At 62.3% G+C, this 16460-nt stretch carries 15 protein-coding genes and 1 tRNA gene; 9 read left to right on the top strand and 7 right to left on the bottom strand.

What is annotated here, in order from left to right:
* Nucleotides 1–55: 55 nt before the first annotated feature.
* A complete protein-coding gene (locus tag L4923_RS15450) occupies nt 56–853 on the bottom strand; it encodes a transporter substrate-binding domain-containing protein (protein ID WP_239366587.1) in 798 nt (265 codons plus the stop codon).
* A gap of 67 nt (nt 854–920) precedes the next feature.
* Entirely contained in the window at nt 921–1736 is an 816-nt protein-coding gene (locus L4923_RS15455; protein ID WP_343303358.1) for an ABC transporter ATP-binding protein, read from the bottom strand.
* 211 nt (nt 1737–1947) lie between these two features.
* On the opposite strand from L4923_RS15455, the gene L4923_RS15460 reads away from it, so the two are divergent.
* Genes L4923_RS15460 through L4923_RS15475 form a run of 4 tightly spaced genes read left to right on the top strand, consistent with a single transcriptional unit; the run spans nt 1948 to nt 5859 of the window.
* Entirely contained in the window at nt 1948–2820 is an 873-nt protein-coding gene (locus L4923_RS15460; protein ID WP_239366590.1) for a dimethylarginine dimethylaminohydrolase family protein, read from the top strand.
* On the top strand, nt 2817–3518 hold the full coding sequence (locus L4923_RS15465) for a TetR family transcriptional regulator C-terminal domain-containing protein (RefSeq protein WP_239366593.1): 702 nt from the start codon (nt 2817–2819) through the stop codon (nt 3516–3518). The genes L4923_RS15460 and L4923_RS15465 overlap by 4 nt, the downstream gene beginning before the upstream one ends.
* Nucleotides 3515–5092, top strand: a complete 1578-nt coding sequence (locus L4923_RS15470; RefSeq protein WP_239366596.1) for a 5-guanidino-2-oxopentanoate decarboxylase — start codon at nt 3515–3517, stop codon at nt 5090–5092. The genes L4923_RS15465 and L4923_RS15470 overlap by 4 nt, the downstream gene beginning before the upstream one ends.
* Nucleotides 5093–5151: 59 nt before the next feature.
* A complete protein-coding gene (locus L4923_RS15475) occupies nt 5152–5859 on the top strand; it encodes an SDR family NAD(P)-dependent oxidoreductase (protein WP_239366599.1) in 708 nt (235 codons plus the stop codon).
* Nucleotides 5860–6174: 315 nt separating this feature from the next.
* Here L4923_RS15475 and rpsA read toward each other — a convergent pair whose 3' ends face one another.
* Together rpsA and cmk are read right to left on the bottom strand one after the other, a co-directional pair.
* Nucleotides 6175–7875: a 30S ribosomal protein S1 gene (gene rpsA / locus L4923_RS15480; protein ID WP_239366602.1), complete on the bottom strand. Its 1701-nt coding sequence runs from the start codon at nt 7873–7875 to the stop codon at nt 6175–6177.
* Nucleotides 7876–8065: 190 nt separating this feature from the next.
* Nucleotides 8066–8716, bottom strand: a complete 651-nt coding sequence (gene cmk, locus L4923_RS15485; protein ID WP_239366604.1) for a (d)CMP kinase — start codon at nt 8714–8716, stop codon at nt 8066–8068.
* Between the two features lie 144 nt (nt 8717–8860).
* Between cmk and L4923_RS15490 the strand changes: the two genes are divergently transcribed.
* Nucleotides 8861–9391 carry a dihydrofolate reductase family protein gene (locus L4923_RS15490; protein WP_239366606.1) on the top strand — a complete coding sequence of 177 codons (531 nt, stop codon included), beginning with the start codon at nt 8861–8863 and terminating at the stop codon, nt 9389–9391.
* Between the two features lie 19 nt (nt 9392–9410).
* Here L4923_RS15490 and L4923_RS15495 read toward each other — a convergent pair whose 3' ends face one another.
* Both L4923_RS15495 and aroA read right to left on the bottom strand, forming a co-directional pair.
* Nucleotides 9411–11033, bottom strand: a complete 1623-nt coding sequence (locus L4923_RS15495) for an ABC-F family ATP-binding cassette domain-containing protein (RefSeq protein ID WP_239366608.1) — start codon at nt 11031–11033, stop codon at nt 9411–9413.
* Between the two features lie 120 nt (nt 11034–11153).
* Nucleotides 11154–12506 carry a 3-phosphoshikimate 1-carboxyvinyltransferase gene (aroA, locus tag L4923_RS15500; protein WP_239366610.1) on the bottom strand — a complete coding sequence of 451 codons (1353 nt, stop codon included), beginning with the start codon at nt 12504–12506 and terminating at the stop codon, nt 11154–11156.
* A 204-nt stretch (nt 12507–12710) separates the two neighbouring features.
* Between aroA and L4923_RS15505 the strand changes: the two genes are divergently transcribed.
* Both L4923_RS15505 and L4923_RS15510 read left to right on the top strand, forming a co-directional pair.
* Nucleotides 12711–13097, top strand: coding sequence for a TIGR02300 family protein (locus L4923_RS15505; protein ID WP_239366612.1), 387 nt, complete (start codon nt 12711–12713; stop codon nt 13095–13097).
* A gap of 175 nt (nt 13098–13272) precedes the next feature.
* Nucleotides 13273–13348, top strand: a tRNA-Ala gene (locus L4923_RS15510).
* Nucleotides 13349–13490: 142 nt separating this feature from the next.
* Here the strand turns inward: L4923_RS15510 and L4923_RS15515 are convergent.
* The gene (locus tag L4923_RS15515) at nt 13491–14384 is read right to left on the bottom strand and encodes a hypothetical protein (RefSeq protein WP_239366614.1); all 894 of its coding nucleotides are present in this window, start codon (nt 14382–14384) and stop codon (nt 13491–13493) included.
* Nucleotides 14385–14609: 225 nt separating this feature from the next.
* Between L4923_RS15515 and L4923_RS15520 the strand changes: the two genes are divergently transcribed.
* Together L4923_RS15520 and L4923_RS15525 are read left to right on the top strand one after the other, a co-directional pair.
* The gene (locus L4923_RS15520) at nt 14610–15710 is read left to right on the top strand and encodes a hypothetical protein (protein ID WP_239366616.1); all 1101 of its coding nucleotides are present in this window, start codon (nt 14610–14612) and stop codon (nt 15708–15710) included.
* A gap of 103 nt (nt 15711–15813) precedes the next feature.
* Nucleotides 15814–16431, top strand: coding sequence for a nucleoside triphosphate hydrolase (locus L4923_RS15525; protein ID WP_239366618.1), 618 nt, complete (start codon nt 15814–15816; stop codon nt 16429–16431).
* Nucleotides 16432–16460 lie beyond the last annotated feature (29 nt).

Raw genomic sequence — 16460 nt, forward strand, 5'->3', positions numbered from 1 at the left:
TTAGAGCGTTTCCGCGTTTCCGAGAAATCGGAAACGCTCTAATCCCATCGGGACGCTAGTTCGACTGCGCCTCTTCGCCATACACGTCGAAATCGAAATACTTCTTGGTGATCTCGTTGTATTTGCCGTTTGCACGGATACCCTTGATGGCAGCGCTGATCTTGTCCTTGAGTTCGGTGTCGCCCTTGCGCACGCCCGCGCCGACGCCCGGCCCGAGAACCTCGAGATCAGGTGCCACGGTGCCCTTCATGTCGCAGCAGCCTTTGCCCTGGTCGGACTTCAGGAAGGCATCCAGCGCAATCTGGTCGGCCTGGGTGGCGTCGATGCGGCCGGCGGCGAGATCCTGGTTCGCCTCATCCTGTGTCTGGTATTCCTTGATCTCGGCCGCCGTCGAAGCGAAGTGCTTCTTGGCGTAGGCGGCATGAACGGTGGATACTTGGACGCCGACTATCTTACCCTTGAGCCCCTCCGGCGAAGCGTCGAACTTCTGGTCCTTGGCTCCGATGATCGCGGTCGGCGTGTTGTAGTACTTATCGGAGAAGTCGATCTCCTTCTGGCGCTCAGCGGTGATCGACATCGAATTCATGATCGCGTCGATTTTCTTGGTCTTCAGGCCAGGAATCAGGCCATCCCATGGAATCGGCGTCAACACGCAGTCGAGCTTGGCTTCGGCGCAGATCGCCATGGCGATCTCGACTTCCCAGCCACCCCATTTGCCGGACGAATCCTGCGAATAGAAAGGCGGATAGGCCTCGGGCGAGAAGCCGACCTTCACCTGTTCGGCGCTGGCCGCGAAGGTTCCCGCCAACGCGATCGCAGCGGCAGCGACCGCGGTCTTCAGAAATGCTTTCATGCCTTGTTCTCCCGTTGTTTTTGACTGTTCCCGTAGTCTTTCTCCCGCAGCCGCCTGATCTCGAGAGTCAGCCGACATTGCGCAGAAACTGCTTCAATCTTTCGGATTTCGGCGCGCCGAAGACCTGCTCCGGCGGTCCCTCCTCCTCCACCAGCCCATTGTGGAGGTAGATGACATGCGTCGCGACCTCGCGGGCAAATTTCATTTCATGCGTGACCAGCACCATGGTGCGGCCCTCACGCGCGAGATCGCCGATTACCTTCAGCACTTCGCCGACCAGCTCGGGGTCGAGCGCCGAGGTCGGCTCGTCGAACAGCATGACACGGGGCTGTATGGCCAAAGCCCTGGCGATCGCCGCGCGTTGCTGCTGCCCGCCGGACAGGAAGTGTGGGTAGACATCGCGTTTTTCGGCGAGTCCGACCCGCGCGAGCAGTTTTTCGGCGGTGGCGATCGCTTCCTCGCGCTTCACGCCCAGGACATGCACGGGCACCTCAATGACGTTCTGCAGGAGCGTCATATGGTTCCACAGGTTGAAGCTCTGGAACACCATGCCCAGCCGCGAGCGGATACGTTCGATCTGCCGACGATCCGCCGGCACCGTATGGCCGTGGCTGTCGGCCTTCAGCTTGATCTCCTCGCCGTTGACACGGATGATGCCACTCGTCGGGTTTTCCAGGCAGTTGATGCAGCGCAGTAGCGTGGATTTGCCTGAGCCACTGCCACCTATGATGGCCACGACCTCCCCGTCGCGAGCCGACAGCGACACACCCTTCAGGACATGAAGCTCACCGAATTTTTTGTGCAGGTTTTCGACGTGGATGGCTTCGGCAGCGCCATTTGGCGCCTGGCCAACGGGGATTGCGGCAGCTCCAGCTACGCTCACCGGGTGACCTCCGTACGGTCGACGTCAATTCGTCGAACGTCTATCCGGCTAATCAACATACGCTGTGATGTCCCGCTCCAGACTTCAGCATGGACCCGTCAGCGCGAGCCCGTCAATCCTGCTCATTACGGCACTTGCGGCCTTGTTGTGCAAGTGTATAAATAGCTTTCGATGAAATTTTCTCGATTTTTTTCAGCTTAAAAGGGCATCGATGAGCGCTTTCGGATCACAGTCGATGGCGGCGCCGCTGCGGCGCGTGCTGATGCGGTCGGCGGCCAACGCCATGCGGGACGCCGATCGGGCTGCCTGGCATTATGGCCCGGGCTTCAACCCGGCGAAAGCCGCGGCGCAGCATGCAAGGCTTGCCGAACTGGTTGCTGCTTCCGGCGCCGAGATCGAATGGATCGAGGACAAGGCCGACGGGCTCTCGGATTCGGTGTTCACGCACGATCCGTCGCTGATGACGGACCGTGGCGCGCTCATCCTGTCCATGGGCAAGCCTTTGCGCGCCAACGAACCCTCCCTGCACGAGGAAACCTACAAAAGGCTAGGCATTCCGATCCTGGGCCGCGTCGAGGCTCCCGGCCAGGTCGAGGGCGGTGATTGCGTATGGGTGGATGCGCGCACGCTGGCGATCGGGCGCGGGGTTCGCTCCAACCAGGAGGGCATCCAGCAGGTATCCAACCTGCTGACGCCGCTCGGCATTTCCGTCTATGGCTTCGATTTGCCCTTGTGGCAGGGCGAGGAGGCCTGCCTGCATCTGATGTCGGTGATCAGCCCGCTGGCCGATGACCTCGCGCTGGTTTATTCGCCGCTGCTGCCGGCGCCGTTCTATCAGATGCTGAAGGCACGCGGCATCCGGCTGGTCGAAGGCGACGCAGAAGAGTTTGCGGCCTCGAACGGCCTCAGCCTCAATGTGCTGCCGACCAGTCCGAACAAGGTCATCGCCGTGGCCGGCTTCTCCAAGACCAAGGCTGCGATGGAAGCCGCCGGCTGCACGGTCGAAACTTTCGAGGCGGACGCGCTCTGCATCGCTTGCGAAGGCGGGCCGACCTGTCTGACGCGGCCGATCCTGCGTCAATGAACGCGCCGTCCCGTCGCAAATTCCGCCGCGAGGGCGAGGAGCGGCGGCGGCAGGACCTGATCGAGGCGACCCTGGACAGCGTAGCGGAGCATGGCCTTCAGGGCGCCAGCCTGCGCACCATTGCGCTGCGCGCCGGCGTTACCGCCGGGCTGATCCGGCACTATTTCCCCGGCAAGGAAGAGCTGCTGCAGGAAGCCTATACAACGCTGGTCGAGCGCATGACCGAGCAGGCGAAGGCCGCACTGGCGATGGAAGACGCATCGCCCCGCAAACGCCTGGCCGCTTTCGTTTCCGCCAATCTCAATGCACCGATCATCGATGCGCGGGTGTTTTCGCTCTGGGCAACCTTCATCGGCCGGGCTAGCGCGGATCCGGCCCTGGCGCAGGCTCACCGCGAAGGCTATCTCGGCTTTCGTGACGAGGTGGAGGCGGTGGTGGCCGAAGTGCTCGCCGCCGAGCAGCGCAAGGTGGAAACAAGCCAGCTGCGCCACCATGCGATCGCGATCAATGCCATCATCGATGGGCTCTGGATCGAAGGCTGCCTTGCCGGCGAGATGTTCTCCCCCGGCGAGCTGGCGGCCATAGGCATCAGGGCCGTCGAAGCCGAACTCGGCCTTGTGCCGGAGCAGGATCCCGAAAAGCCGCAGACTTCTCGGAGGAAGCTCATGCGTCTCGCTCAAAAAGGAGAAAGCGGATGACCACCGTCGGGGAGGCGTTGATTTCGCTGCTTGAGGCGCATGGCGTCGACATGGTCTTCGGCATTCCCGGCGTGCATACGGTCGAGCTTTATCGCGGCCTCGCCGGCTCTCGCATTCGCCACGTCACGCCGCGTCACGAACAGGGCGCCGGCTTCATGGCCGATGGCTATGCGCGCGCCAGCGGCAAAGCAGGCGTTGCTTTCGTCATCACCGGCCCGGGCTTGACCAACACCATCACCGCCATGGGCCAGGCACGGGCAGACTCAGTGCCAATGCTGGTGATCTCTGGGGTCAACGCGACGCCGACCCTTGGCCAAGGCCTGGGCTATCTGCACGAATTGCCCGACCAGCAAGGCATGATGGCCAAGGTGGCCGTATTTTCAGAACGGATTGTCGACCCCGCCCGGTTGCCGGCCGTCCTCGCTCGCGCTTTCGACCTTTTCCACTCGGCCCGTCCGGGGCCCGTGCACATCGAAATCCCGCTCGACGTCATGGGCTTGCGGGCAGAAGCGCTGAAGATCATGCCCGCCGGAGAACGACCCACAAAAGCTGATCCCGACGCGATCCGCAAAGCAGCGGCGTTGCTTGCCGGCGCCGAACGTCCCCTTGTGTTGGCCGGCGGCGGCGCACGACACGCCGAGGCGCAGCTGCGGGACCTGGCCGAACGTCTCGGCGCACCAGTTGTCCAGACTGCCAATGCGCGCGGTCTCATGCATGGCCATGGGCTGACGGTTCCCGCCAGCCCCAGCCTCAAGGCGGTGCGAGCGCTGATCTCGGGCAGCGATGTCGTACTGGCTGCCGGCACCGAGTTCGGGCCCACCGACTATGACATGTATGGGGACGGCGGGTTCGTCATGCCGGGCAGGCTGGTACGCATCGACATCGATGCCGGCCAACTTGCCCGGCATCCGGCCACGGTCGCCATCGAAGCCGATTGTGCGGGAGCGCTAGAAGCACTGGCCACGGCAATCCATCGACCAAAGGCAGCGGCCAGCGGCCCCGAACGCGCTGCTGCGGCACGGCTGGCCGCGTTCGCCGAGATCGGCCCTGCCATGCAGGCGCAGGTGGCGGTGGTCGAAACGATCCGCAACAGCTTGCCCGGCGCCATCATCGTCGGGGATTCGACGCAGCCGATCTACGCCGCCAATCTCTATTACGATCATGATCGGCCTGCCGGCTGGTTCAACGCGGCCACGGGTTTCGGCGCCTTGGGCTATGGTCCACCGGCCGCGATCGGCGCAGCTCTGGCTATACCGGACGCACCCGTGGTCTGTCTCACCGGTGACGGCGGCTTTCAGTTCACCTTGCCGGAAATCGCCGCCGCGCTCGACGCCGAAGCGCCGGTGATCTTCGTTGTCTGGAACAATCGCGGCTATCGCGAAATCGAGACTTCGATGCGCGACGTCGGGGTTGAACCAGTCGGCGTCTCGCCTGCACCGCCCAATTTCTGCAAACTGGCCGATGCTTACGGTATCGGTTCGCAGAGATTGGAGGGCGCTGCCGGGCTTGCACAAGCTCTCGGCAGAGCGCGGGCGACAAAAAAGCCTTTCCTCATAGAGATTTCGGTTGAGTGAGAGCGCGAAAGGCGCGACTTTCAGATATCCATCAAATGACTGAGCAGGAGTTGTCGCGGATGGCGGCTACGCTGGAACAAAAACATGTTGTCGTCACCGGCGGAACCGGCGCACTGGGCAGTGCCGTGGTGGCGCAGCTTCTGCAGGAAGGTGCCATCTGCCACGTGCCGAACAGCCATGCTGCGGCGCCCGCGCATTTCCCCTTCACCACGCATGACCGTGTGCATCTGGTGAACAATGTCTATCTCGAAGACACGGAAGCCGTCACTTCATTCTATGCCGGCGTGCCGGATCTCTGGGCCTCGATCCATCTGGCCGGTGGTTTTGCGATGGCGCCTGTCGAGAAGACGGAATCTGCCGCCTACAACGAGATGATGGACACCAATGCCCGCACTGCCTTCCTGTGCAGCCGGGCCGCGGTGCGCGCCATGCTCGCTTCCGGTACGCGCGGGCGCATCGTCAATGTTTCGGCGCGGGCGGGGCTGGAACCCAGGCGTGGTGCCGGCATGGTTGCTTATGCAGCAAGCAAGGCAGCGGTGGCCGCCATGACCGTGGCGCTCGCCGAAGAGCTGAAGAGCAAAGGCATCCTGATCAACGCCATCGCCCCTTCCACACTCGACACCCCCGCCAACCGGGCCGATATGCCCGATGCCGATTTTTCGAAATGGGTAAGTCCGGAAGCGGCAGCCGAGACGATCGTCTATCTCGCCTCGCCGCGCAACGAGGCGATGAGCGGAACCCTGGTGCCGCTCTACGGACGCGCCTGAACGTCGCAACTCGAACCCCACACCATTTGGTAGCCAAGTGGAATCACTTGGCGTTACAAAATGCGGCGAGAACAAAGCTAGAGCGTCTCCGCGTTCCGTGAAAACGGAAACGCTCTAGGTTCGGAAGGCGCCCGCCGGCCGGCCGGGATCGATCCTCGAAGGACTGCTTCGGAATGCTGGCGGCAGGGGATGTTCCCGGCTGCTTGTCGACTCGCAAGGCTGGTCATTCGTTGCAGGGAACAAAAAACCCGCCGGATCGCTCCGGCGGGTTTTGCATTGGCTATGCGCCGCGCAGGGGCGGCTGCAAGGCTTGGCTTAGTTGCCGCCCTGCTTCTTCAGCGCGGCACCCAGGATGTCGCCCAGCGAAGCGCCGGAGTCGGTCGAGCCATACTGAGCAACGGCTTCCTTCTCCTCGGCGATTTCCAGCGCCTTGATCGAGACCTGCAGCTTGCGGGTCTTCTTGTCGAAGGCGATGACGCGGGCGTCGACCTTCTGGCCAACGGTGAAGCGTTCCGGACGCTGCTCGTCACGGTCGCGCGACAGATCGGAGCGCTTGATGAAGGTGTCGATGCCGCTGTCGACCAGCCGCACATCCAGACCGCCATCCTTCACGCCGGTGACTTCGCAGGTAACGACGGCGTTCTTGCGCAGTTCGCCCGAAGCGGCGGCATCGCCGGCCGTATCGCGCTCAAGCTGCTTGACGCCGAGCGAGATGCGTTCCTTCTCGATGTCGACGTCGAGAACCTGGGCGCGCACCATCTGGCCGCGCTGGTACTCTTCGATGACCTGCTCGCCCGGACGGTTCCAGTCGAGGTCCGAGAGGTGCACCATGCCGTCCACATCGCCGTCCAGGCCGATGAACAGACCGAATTCGGTCTTGTTCTTGACCTCGCCTTCCACGGTCGAGCCGACCGGATGGTTGGCGGCGAAGGCATGCCACGGGTTCTCCAGCGTCTGCTTGAGGCCGAGCGAGATGCGGCGCTTGGCCGGATCGACTTCCAGCACGACCACGTCGACCTGCTGCGAGGTGGACAGGATCTTGCCCGGATGCACGTTCTTCTTCGTCCACGACATTTCCGAAACGTGGATGAGGCCCTCGATGCCCGGCTCCAGCTCGACGAACGCGCCGTAGTCGGTGATGTTGGTGACCGTACCGGTGATCTTCTTGCCGATCGGGAACTTGGTGCCGATATCCGACCACGGATCCGACTCGAGCTGCTTCATGCCGAGCGAGATGCGGTGGGTTTCCTGGTTGATGCGGATGATCTGCACCTTGACCGTCTGACCGATGTTGAGGATTTCGGTCGGATGGTTGACGCGGCGCCAGGCCATGTCGGTGACGTGCAGCAGGCCGTCGATGCCGCCGAGGTCGACGAACGCACCGTAGTCGGTGATGTTCTTGACCACGCCCTCGACCACCTGACCTTCTTCGAGGTTCTGGACGATCTCGGAACGCTGCTCGGCACGGCTCTCTTCGAGCACGGTGCGGCGCGAAACGACGATGTTGCCGCGACGGCGATCCATCTTGAGGATCTCGAACGGCTGCGGGTTGTGCATGAGCGGGGTGACGTCGCGGATCGGACGAATGTCGACCTGCGAACGCGGCAGGAAGGCCACGGCGCCATCCAGATCGACGGTGAAGCCGCCCTTGACCTGGTTGAAGATAACGCCTTCGACGCGCTCGCCCTTGGCGAACTTCTCTTCCAGCTTGACCCAGCTTTCCTCGCGGCGCGCCTTGTCGCGCGAGAGCATGGCTTCGCCCAGCGCGTTTTCGATGCGCTCGACATAAACTTCGACGGTATCGCCTGGCTTGAGGCCGCCTTCCTTGCCCTTGGCGCCGAATTCCTTCAGCGGCACGCGGCCTTCGACCTTGAGACCGACGTCGATGATGGCCATGTCCTTTTCAATCGCGGTGACGATACCGCGAACGACCTGGCCTTCGCCCGAGTGACCGTCCGAGAACGATTCTTCGAGCATGCTCGCGAAATCGTCGCGAGTCGGAATGGATTGAGACATACTTTCTCCTGAAAGCCTCTCCTGGAGGCTGGCGCCGTGGGTTAGCGTTGCGATGACCTGCCGGTATTCCGGGTCAAGACCCTGGGCCGCGATCAAGCGGCAGTTCGGCGCAGTAGAATGCTGGCAGGCCGGTTTTGCCGGATATGGGTGGGTTCGCGCTGCAAACAACCGCAGACGGCGAAAAACCCAATCAGGCTTCGTCTTTCTTGGCCAGGACGTCGTCAACGATCGCCTTGGCCGCGAGAAACGCGGCTTCTATAGACATTTGCGACGTATCAAGCAAGTGCGCGTCGGCGGCAGGCTTCAACGGAGAATCGGCGCGGCCCATGTCGCGCTCGTCGCGGCGGTTGATGTCGGCAAGGATGGCGGCGAAATCACCGGTACCGTCATTGGCCTCGATCTCGGCCAGACGGCGCCGCGCGCGGACTTCCGCACTGGCCGTCACGTAAAGCTTCACCGCAGCATCGGGGCATACCACCGTGCCGATATCACGTCCGTCGAGCACCGCACCGCCCGGTTGCACGGCGAAAGTGCGCTGCTTTTCGACCAGGATGCGGCGCACCTCGGGGATTACCGCCACCTTGGATGCCGCTTCACCGACCGCGTGCGCCGACAGCACCGAACGGTCGAGATTGCTGAGATCGACCAGGCGGGCGGCTTCCACGGCATGCGGCTCGTCGCCCAAGGGCCATCCCTTGGCAAGCAGCATCTGCGCCAAGGCACGGTAGGTCAGCCCGGTGTCGAGATGCGGCAGGTGGTAATAGTCGGCCAGCCGTCGGGCCAGCGTCCCCTTGCCGGCGCCTGCCGGACCGTCGATGGCGATGGTGAGAGATAGAGGCATGGCCATGCTTCAAGCCGAGACGCCAAAGGAAAGCAAGTGTGTTCCTGGCCAAACTTCTCTCGGATCGAAAGAGTGCTCGGCTCGACGGAGTTCCCGTTGTCGTTATTGTTGCCTTCTTCCGGCTTCCCATCGATGGAGAGCAGAATGAGGAAAGTCATCGTCACCGAATTCATCAGCGCCGACGGCATTGCCGAAGTCGACAAGCTGACGGGCGTCGCTTGGAACGCCGAGATGGACAAGTTCAAGGAAGACGAGCTTGCGGACAGCGGGGGCATGCTGCTGGGACGCGCGACCTATCAGATATTTGCTGCTTCCTGGCCCGCCGAAACAGGAGATTTCGCCGACCGGTTCAACGCGTTGCCAAAATATGTCGCGTCAACAACTTTGACGGAACTCGATTGGAAACCTGCCGCAAAGCTGGAGGGACCTCTGCCCGCGGCCGTGAGGCAGCTGAAAGAAAGCTCTGGCGGCAACATCTATGTCCACGGCAGCATCAGCCTTGCACAGCAATTGCTGCATCACGGTCTCGTCGATCGTATCAGGCTGCTCAGCTATCCCCTCGTGGTAGGCCAGGGGAAACCGTTCTTCGCGCCCGGCGAACGGCAGAAACTAGAATTGATTTCGGCCGTGCCCTTCAGCAACGGCATCGTCGCGCTGGAGTACGCGCCAGCCTAGATGCCGACGAGACCTGTTTTTATCCTCGCAGGCCCGGCGCTTCATGCCCCGTGCGCTCGACATATTCGGTATAGCCGCCGCCATAGGCGTGCATGCCGTCCTCCGTGAGCTCCAGGACACGATTGGAAAGGGCCGCCAGGAAATGGCGGTCGTGGCTGACGAACAGCATCGCCCCTTCGTAGCGCGACAGCGCTTCGATCAGCATCTGCTTGGTGGCGATGTCGAGGTGGTTGGTCGGCTCGTCCAGCACCAGGAAATTTGGTGGATCGAACAGCATCTTGGCCATCACCAGCCGCGCCTTTTCGCCGCCGGAAAGGACCCGGCACTTCTTCTCCACTTCGTCGCCGGTGAAGCCGAAGCACCCGGCGAGCGCCCGCAGCGGCGCCTGGCCGGCCTGCGGGAAGGAATCCTCCAGCGATTCCAGGACGGTCCGCTCACCGTCAAGCAGTTCCATCGCATGCTGGGCAAAGTAGCCCATCTTGACGCTGGGGCCGCGCGACACCGTTCCATTGTCCGGTTCCGAGGCGCCCGCTACCAGCTTCAGCAATGTCGATTTGCCGGCGCCGTTGACACCCATCACGCACCAGCGTTCGCGCCGCCGCACCTGGAAGTCGAAACCGTCATAGATGGTGCGGCTGCCATAGCTCTTGGAAACATTCTTCAGCGTCGCCACGTCCTCGCCCGAACGCGGTGCGGGCTGGAATTCGAAGCGCACGGTCTGCTGGCGCTTTGGCGGCTCGACCTTGTCGATCTTTTCCAGCTTCTTGACGCGGCTCTGCACCTGCGCGGCATGGGAAGCACGCGCCTTGAACCGTTCGATGAAGGCGATCTCCTTGGCGAGCATCGCCTGCTGGCGTTCGAACTGGGCCTGCTGCTGGACTTCGGCGATGGCGCGCTGCTGGCGGTAGAATTCATAATCGCCGGAATAGGTCGTCAGTGCGCCGCCATCGATCTCGACGATCTTGCCGACGATGCGGTTCATGAATTCGCGGTCATGCGACGTCATCAGGATCGCGCCGTCGTATCCTTTCAGGAAATTCTCCAGCCAGATCAGGCTTTCGAGGTCGAGGTGGTTGCTCGGTTCGTCGAGCAGCATGGCGTCGGGCCGCATCAAAAGGATCTTGGCGAGCGCGACGCGCATCTTCCAGCCGCCCGACAGCTTGCCGACATCGCCGCTCATCATCTCCTGGCTGAAACCCAGGCCGTCGAGCACTTCGCGGGCGCGGCCGTCCAGCGCATAGCCGTCCAACTCGTCGAAACGGCCCTGCACCTCACCGTAGCGGGTGATGATCTCGTCCATCTCGTCGGCACGATCAGGGTCGCCCATGGCGGCTTCGAGCTCGGCCATCTCCGCGGCCAGCGCGCTGACGGGGCCCACGCCGTCCATCACTTCGGCAACGGCGCTGCGGCCCGCCATGTCGCCGACATCCTGACTGAAATAACCGATCCGCACGCCGCGATCGATCGCGACTTGGCCTTCGTCCGGCTGTTCCTGGCCGGTGATCATGCGAAACAGCGTGGTCTTGCCGGCGCCGTTCGGGCCGACAAGGCCGACCTTTTCGCCGCGCTGGATCGTGGCCGAAGCCTCGATGAAGACGATCTGCTTGCCGTTCTGTTTGCCGATATTTTCGAGGCGGATCATGGTTTGTGGCTCGGAGCGTTCTTTGAAATGCCAGGCGGCAAAGCCTGACCTGGCAGTGAATAGAAGAGCATGGGCCGGGCTTGTATCACCCGGTCCATGACAGGATAGAGATCTTGGCCGTTAGTCGATCCTGGCGCCCAATCGCGTCATCAGGCCCATGAATTCCGGGAAGCTGGTGGCGATCATGGCGCGGTCGTCTACCGTGACCGGCTTTTCGCTGGCAAGCCCCATGACCAGGAAACTCATCGCGATGCGGTGGTCGAGATGGGTCTTCACGGCCTCCCCCTTCGGCTCGCCGCCCAAACCCTTTCCGCCCGGCACACCGCGCACGCTGAGCGATGCTTCGCCTTCCGTGCAGTCGACGCCGTTGAGCTTAAGGCCGTTCGCGACGGCGGCGAGGCGGTCGCTCTCCTTCACGCGGAGCTCTTCCAAGCCCTGCATCACCGTTTCGCCCTCGGCGAAAGCGGCTGCGACCGCCAGAACCGGATATTCGTCGATCATCGAAGGTGCACGTTCGGCGGGTACGGTGACGCCCTTGAGTTCCGAATAGCGCACACGCAGGTCCGCGACATCCTCGCCCCCGGCATTGCGCGGATTGAGGATGTCGATCTGACCCCCCATCTCCTGCAGGGTCAGAAGCAAACCGGTGCGCGTCGGGTTCATCAGCACGTTTTCGATGGTGATGTCGGAGCCCGGCACGATGAGTGCTGCCACCAGCGGGAAGCCTGCGGATGATGGGTCGCCCGGCACGGCGATGACCTGGCCGGTGAGCTTGCCCTGGCCTTCTATGAAAATGTGGCGCACACCGCGTTCGTCGGTTTCGACCGTGAGATTGGCGCCGAAGCCCTTCAGCATCTTTTCGGTGTGGTCGCGCGTCATCACCGGCTCGATCACCGTGGTGATGCCCGGCGTGTTAAGGCCGGCCAAAAGCACGGCGGATTTCACCTGCGCGGAAGCCATCGGCACGCGATAGGTGATGGGTGCGGCATGTTTCGGTCCGCGCAAGGTGATCGGCATGCGGTCGCCCGGCGCGGCTTCAACCACCTGCACGCCCATCTGGCGCAGCGGCTCCAGGACGCGGCCCATCGGCCGGCTGGACAGCGAAGCGTCGCCGATGAAGGTGGTCTCCATGTCATAGGTGCCGACGAGGCCCATCGTCAGGCGCGAGCCGGTGCCGGCATTGCCGAAATCGAGCGGTCCTTCCGGCTGCAGCAGCGCGCCGTTGCCGGTGCCGCGGATCACCCACTCGTCGCCATGTTTCTCGATATGAGCGCCCATGGCCTTCATGGCCTGTCCGGTGCGCATCACGTCCTCGCCCTCGAGCAGGCCGGTGATACGGGTCTCACCGGAGGCCAGCCCGCCGAACATGAAAGAGCGGTGGGAGATCGATTTGTCGCCCGGCACGCGGGCCGTGCCGGAAAGCGGCGGCGAGCGCCGCGCGGTCGCAGGTTGTGGTGTGGCGTCGTGCGCCATATCGGATGTCCTGGATTTGTCGGGCCGAGCTTGGCTCAAGGCCTCGGGTGGTCGTTTTTGCAAGGATGTTCCTAACATGCCTGTCCTAAGCCGTCATCCCGAAAAAAAGGCGGCAAAACGGCTCATCGAAACGCGGCGGCTTTTGGCTTTGACAGCGCGGCAAACTGCGATTAAGGGGACCAATCTTTTTGTACGAGGCTTGCCGTGGCAAAACCCGAACTTGGCACAAAACGCGTGGACCCCGAGACGGGCCGCAAATTCTATGACCTGAACAAGGATCCGATCGTCTCTCCCTATACGGGCAAGAGCTATCCCCGGTCCTATTTCGAAGACAGCAAGGTCTCTTCTGTCGATGAAGAGGACGAGGTCGAGGACAAGGAAGTCGACAACGAGGACGAAGGCGCAGAGATCGTATCGCTCGAGGACGCCGACGACGAGGCGAAGGGCGGCGACGATCTGCCTGATCTCGGTGACGACGATGATGTCGACCTGGGCGACGATGACGACGACACCTTCCTCGAGGACGAGGAAGAGGAAGACGACGACGTTTCCGACATGATCGGCGTCGGCGACGACGAAGAAGATCTCTGACTTTCAGGCGGGTGCGAGCGCCCGCCGACTTTCGAGCCGGCTTTCAGAAAAAAGCTGTTTCGAAAGACTTGCTATTGCTGCGAGGCGGCGCTAGAAGCCGCCCTGCACTGACCCGGCGGGGTCCCAACCTCGCCAGACTATCCCGCCGGAAACGGCGGCCGGCGGAAGCCGGAGTGGGGCCATAGCTCAGTTGGGAGAGCGCTTGAATGGCATTCAAGAGGTCGTCGGTTCGATTCCGATTGGCTCCACCAAAATCTTCCGATCGAGATCACAATTCCGCGGCGGACGTAAGCAGTCCGATCGACTCGGACGCGGTTAAGTTGTCCGGGCGAGATTTGTGGTTAACGAGGGGGCCTGCTAGCAACGGCGCGCCGCGAGCAGGCCCCTCCGATCTCAGAATCCGCACTCTTGAGGCGTTATCGTGATCGATCCGATCTCGCGGCCACTTCGCTCTACATAAACCTCGCGGATCGTCGCCCCCGCACGGAACAGCGGCGCGGAGGGCGGATTGGCGCAGAGGAGATTTATGCCTTTTTGACGCATATCGTCTGTCATCGTGGCCCCTTCCACATCGAAGACGATAGTCCGCCTCAATTGCGTTCCCTCGGCGTCGATGCGGGCAAGCGTCGTTCTGTCATCCACCTTGATCGGCGTTCCTGCCTGCTCGGCCATTATCTTCAGCGCCCCCTTAAGGCCGTTCGATCGGATAGCGAATTCAACTCCGGCCTGCTGGGCAGCGGGGTCCACTTGAGATTGTTCGCCCAACTGCCGCATCTGTTGCTTGAAAAAGCCGGTAACTCCGGCGGCTGCCGCCAGCAAGACAAAGCCGGTCACGACTCCGATAGGTCCTGTCACAAGTGACGGCGTCGAAGCGCCGCTCGAAAGTTCTCGGTTCTTTGAGGGCGTCAACAGAAGCCAGAAATTCGCAACCGGTATGAACGCGAGTGCTGCCAGACGGGCATGTCCATAGGCGTCGCGCGACCGGGCTTTGGCGATACTGCACAAGGTAAAGCCGCTGATCAGTGCTGCTGCCACCGAAGTCAGCACCAACAGCCACAAATAACCCCCTGCCATCGCAGGAAAGGTCTGGAGCCAAACGAATTGTGCGGCGGATGCCAGAAACACGATCAAGGCCGAGTAAGCAAAATAAGGAGCGCGAGCCATTTCGGTTTTGGACCGTATTAGGAAGGCTCCTATGACGGCTCCGACAACAGTAAGGCCATAACTCAAGCCGTTAAGCGACGATTCACTTTGGGATATAAATTTAAACGCAATACCTTCCAGCATTTTAGCCCCCAATGCCCCCTTTGCGGAGATTACCGACAAGTCCTTTTAAAACAAGCGACCCTCCAGTACTTCCTGCCACCTTCTGCCACGCAGGCTCTTGGCGGCGTCCTCTGGTCATGAGAAGTCCCCGCTCCAATACCTCTCGCAGATGGTCTTACCGCTCGCGCATCTTGCGCAAGGGCCTCCTGCCGCGCTTTGCTGACTGCGCGCGAATCGGAGCGGACGATGGACACGGTCACCTTCAAAGCAAAAGGCATTTCGGTTTCGATCGACACGGCCGTCGGCCATATTGCAGATCTAACCATCGAATCGGGCGATCGTATCCTCAAGCCACTGCATCGGGCCCCCTGGATCGATGAGCCGCAGGAAACTCTGCCGCTAGGTCTGCCCGATGGCGTGACGAGGCTTTCCGGCGACTTCCTCTGTGCGCCGTTCTCACGCAGCGATGTCGAGGAAGCGCCCTTGCACGGCTGGCCGGCCAACAGCCCGTGGAAGCTTGTCGACAATTCCGCGACGACAGACGGCTGGCGCGCCGTCTTCAGACTGCAACGCCCTGTCATGGGCGCGACCGTCGAGAAGATAATCACGCTGCGCGATGGCCATCCATTCCTCTATCAGGAGCATGCTTTCATCGGGGGAGACGGTGCGATCTCCGTCGCGCATCACCCGATGACGATCATGCGCGAAGGCGGACACCTCGCCTTCTCACCAAAACGCGCGATCGTGACCGACGCCAATCCGCTGGAGCCGGATCCGGCGAGAGGCAGTTATTTGCTTGCCTATCCGGCTCGCAGCGAGGACCTGCATCATTTTCCAGGCAGGGATGGCACCGTCGTCGACCTTGCCGACTATCGTCTGGACCGGCGCCACGAGGACTTCGTCACGCTGATCGAGGCGGACCATGGCGGTCCTGGCTGGACGGCGGTCTCGCGCATTGCGGAGAAAGACGTCGTGCTGGTGCTGAAGAACCCGGCCGAGTTGCCGATCACCATGCTATGGATTTCGAACGGTGGGCGCGACTACGCACCGTGGAACGGTCGCCATCGCGGTGTACTTGGTATCGAGGATGGGCGCACCGCCGTCGGACACGCGGCATCGCTGGGCGACAACTGGCTGAAGCGCGAAGGCATAGCCACCGCTTTCGAACTCGACCCGGAGCGGCGGGTCGCCTTCCGGCATGTCATCGGTGCGCTTGCGGCTGGGGAAGGCAAGGTGGTGGGCGACGTTACCGCTTCCGCCGGCCGGCTCCACGTCACGAGCGTTGGAAACGTCGTGCTTGATGCCCCTTATGATGCGGAGTTCCTAGGCATCGGCGGAGGCCGTTGATCCGGATATTTTCCTGTCGTCGGAGATTTGAAAGTTTCACGGATGGCCGGCAAGATGCGACGCGCCAGGTCAGAATCGGAAATGGCAGACAACGGAGTTCCGCATGTCCGAGATCGCCACCATTGCCGCCACGATCTTCAAGCGCGCTGCCAAGGCGAAGCGTTTCGTCGTGGCCATCGCGGGACCTCCCGGCTCCGGCAAGTCAACGCTTTCAGCTGCCTTGCACGATGTCTTGCCGGACGGTGCTGCGGAAGTGGTGCCGATGGACGGCTTCCACTACGACAACGCGATCCTCGAGAAGCGGGGCTTGCGTGCCCGCAAAGGTGCGCCGGAGACCTTCGACTTCGCCGGGTTCGAAGTGCTGCTCAAGCGCATTCGCGCCGGCGAACCCGACATCGCCATCCCGGTCTTCGACCGCAGCATCGAGCTGTCACGGGCAGCAGCGGGGATCGTGAGCAGCGACACTCGCTTCATACTGGTGGAGGGCAATTACCTGCTGCTGGACGAAGAGCCGTGGGCTCGGCTCGCGCCACTCTTCGATTTCAGCATTTTCGTGGAGGTTACCCGCGGCGAGCTCGAGCGGCGGCTGCGCCAGCGCTGGCACGAACATGGGCGTAGCGACGAGGACGCGATTGCCTGGATCGCGTCCAACGACATGCCCAACATCGAGCGCGTTCTGGCCCGCCGACGGGCGGCGGACCTAGTCATCCAGCAGGGTTGATTAGAGAAGTTCCGCCGCGCCTGCGCTGG

The sequence above is a fragment of the Terribium retamae genome, from assembly GCF_022347545.1.
Classification (GTDB): domain Bacteria; phylum Pseudomonadota; class Alphaproteobacteria; order Rhizobiales; family Rhizobiaceae; genus Mesorhizobium; species Mesorhizobium retamae.

Bases quoted from the DNA above. Each gene is read 5' to 3' on its own strand.
- L4923_RS15465 (WP_239366593.1), top strand. From the start codon at position 2,817: ATGAACGCGCCGTCCCGTCGCAAATTCCGCCGCGAGGGCGAGGAGCGG.
- L4923_RS15495 (WP_239366608.1), bottom strand. From the start codon at position 11,033: ATGATCCGCCTCGAAAATATCGGCAAACAGAACGGCAAGCAGATCGTC.
- L4923_RS15520 (WP_239366616.1), top strand. From the start codon at position 14,610: ATGGACACGGTCACCTTCAAAGCAAAAGGCATTTCGGTTTCGATCGAC.
- L4923_RS15450 (WP_239366587.1), bottom strand. From the start codon at position 853: ATGAAAGCATTTCTGAAGACCGCGGTCGCTGCCGCTGCGATCGCGTTG.
- aroA (WP_239366610.1), bottom strand. From the start codon at position 12,506: ATGGCGCACGACGCCACACCACAACCTGCGACCGCGCGGCGCTCGCCG.
- L4923_RS15490 (WP_239366606.1), top strand. From the start codon at position 8,861: ATGAGGAAAGTCATCGTCACCGAATTCATCAGCGCCGACGGCATTGCC.
- L4923_RS15460 (WP_239366590.1), top strand. From the start codon at position 1,948: ATGAGCGCTTTCGGATCACAGTCGATGGCGGCGCCGCTGCGGCGCGTG.
- L4923_RS15470 (WP_239366596.1), top strand. From the start codon at position 3,515: ATGACCACCGTCGGGGAGGCGTTGATTTCGCTGCTTGAGGCGCATGGC.
- cmk (WP_239366604.1), bottom strand. From the start codon at position 8,716: ATGCCTCTATCTCTCACCATCGCCATCGACGGTCCGGCAGGCGCCGGC.
- rpsA (WP_239366602.1), bottom strand. From the start codon at position 7,875: ATGTCTCAATCCATTCCGACTCGCGACGATTTCGCGAGCATGCTCGAA.
- L4923_RS15475 (WP_239366599.1), top strand. From the start codon at position 5,152: ATGGCGGCTACGCTGGAACAAAAACATGTTGTCGTCACCGGCGGAACC.
- L4923_RS15525 (WP_239366618.1), top strand. From the start codon at position 15,814: ATGTCCGAGATCGCCACCATTGCCGCCACGATCTTCAAGCGCGCTGCC.
- L4923_RS15515 (WP_239366614.1), bottom strand. From the start codon at position 14,384: ATGCTGGAAGGTATTGCGTTTAAATTTATATCCCAAAGTGAATCGTCG.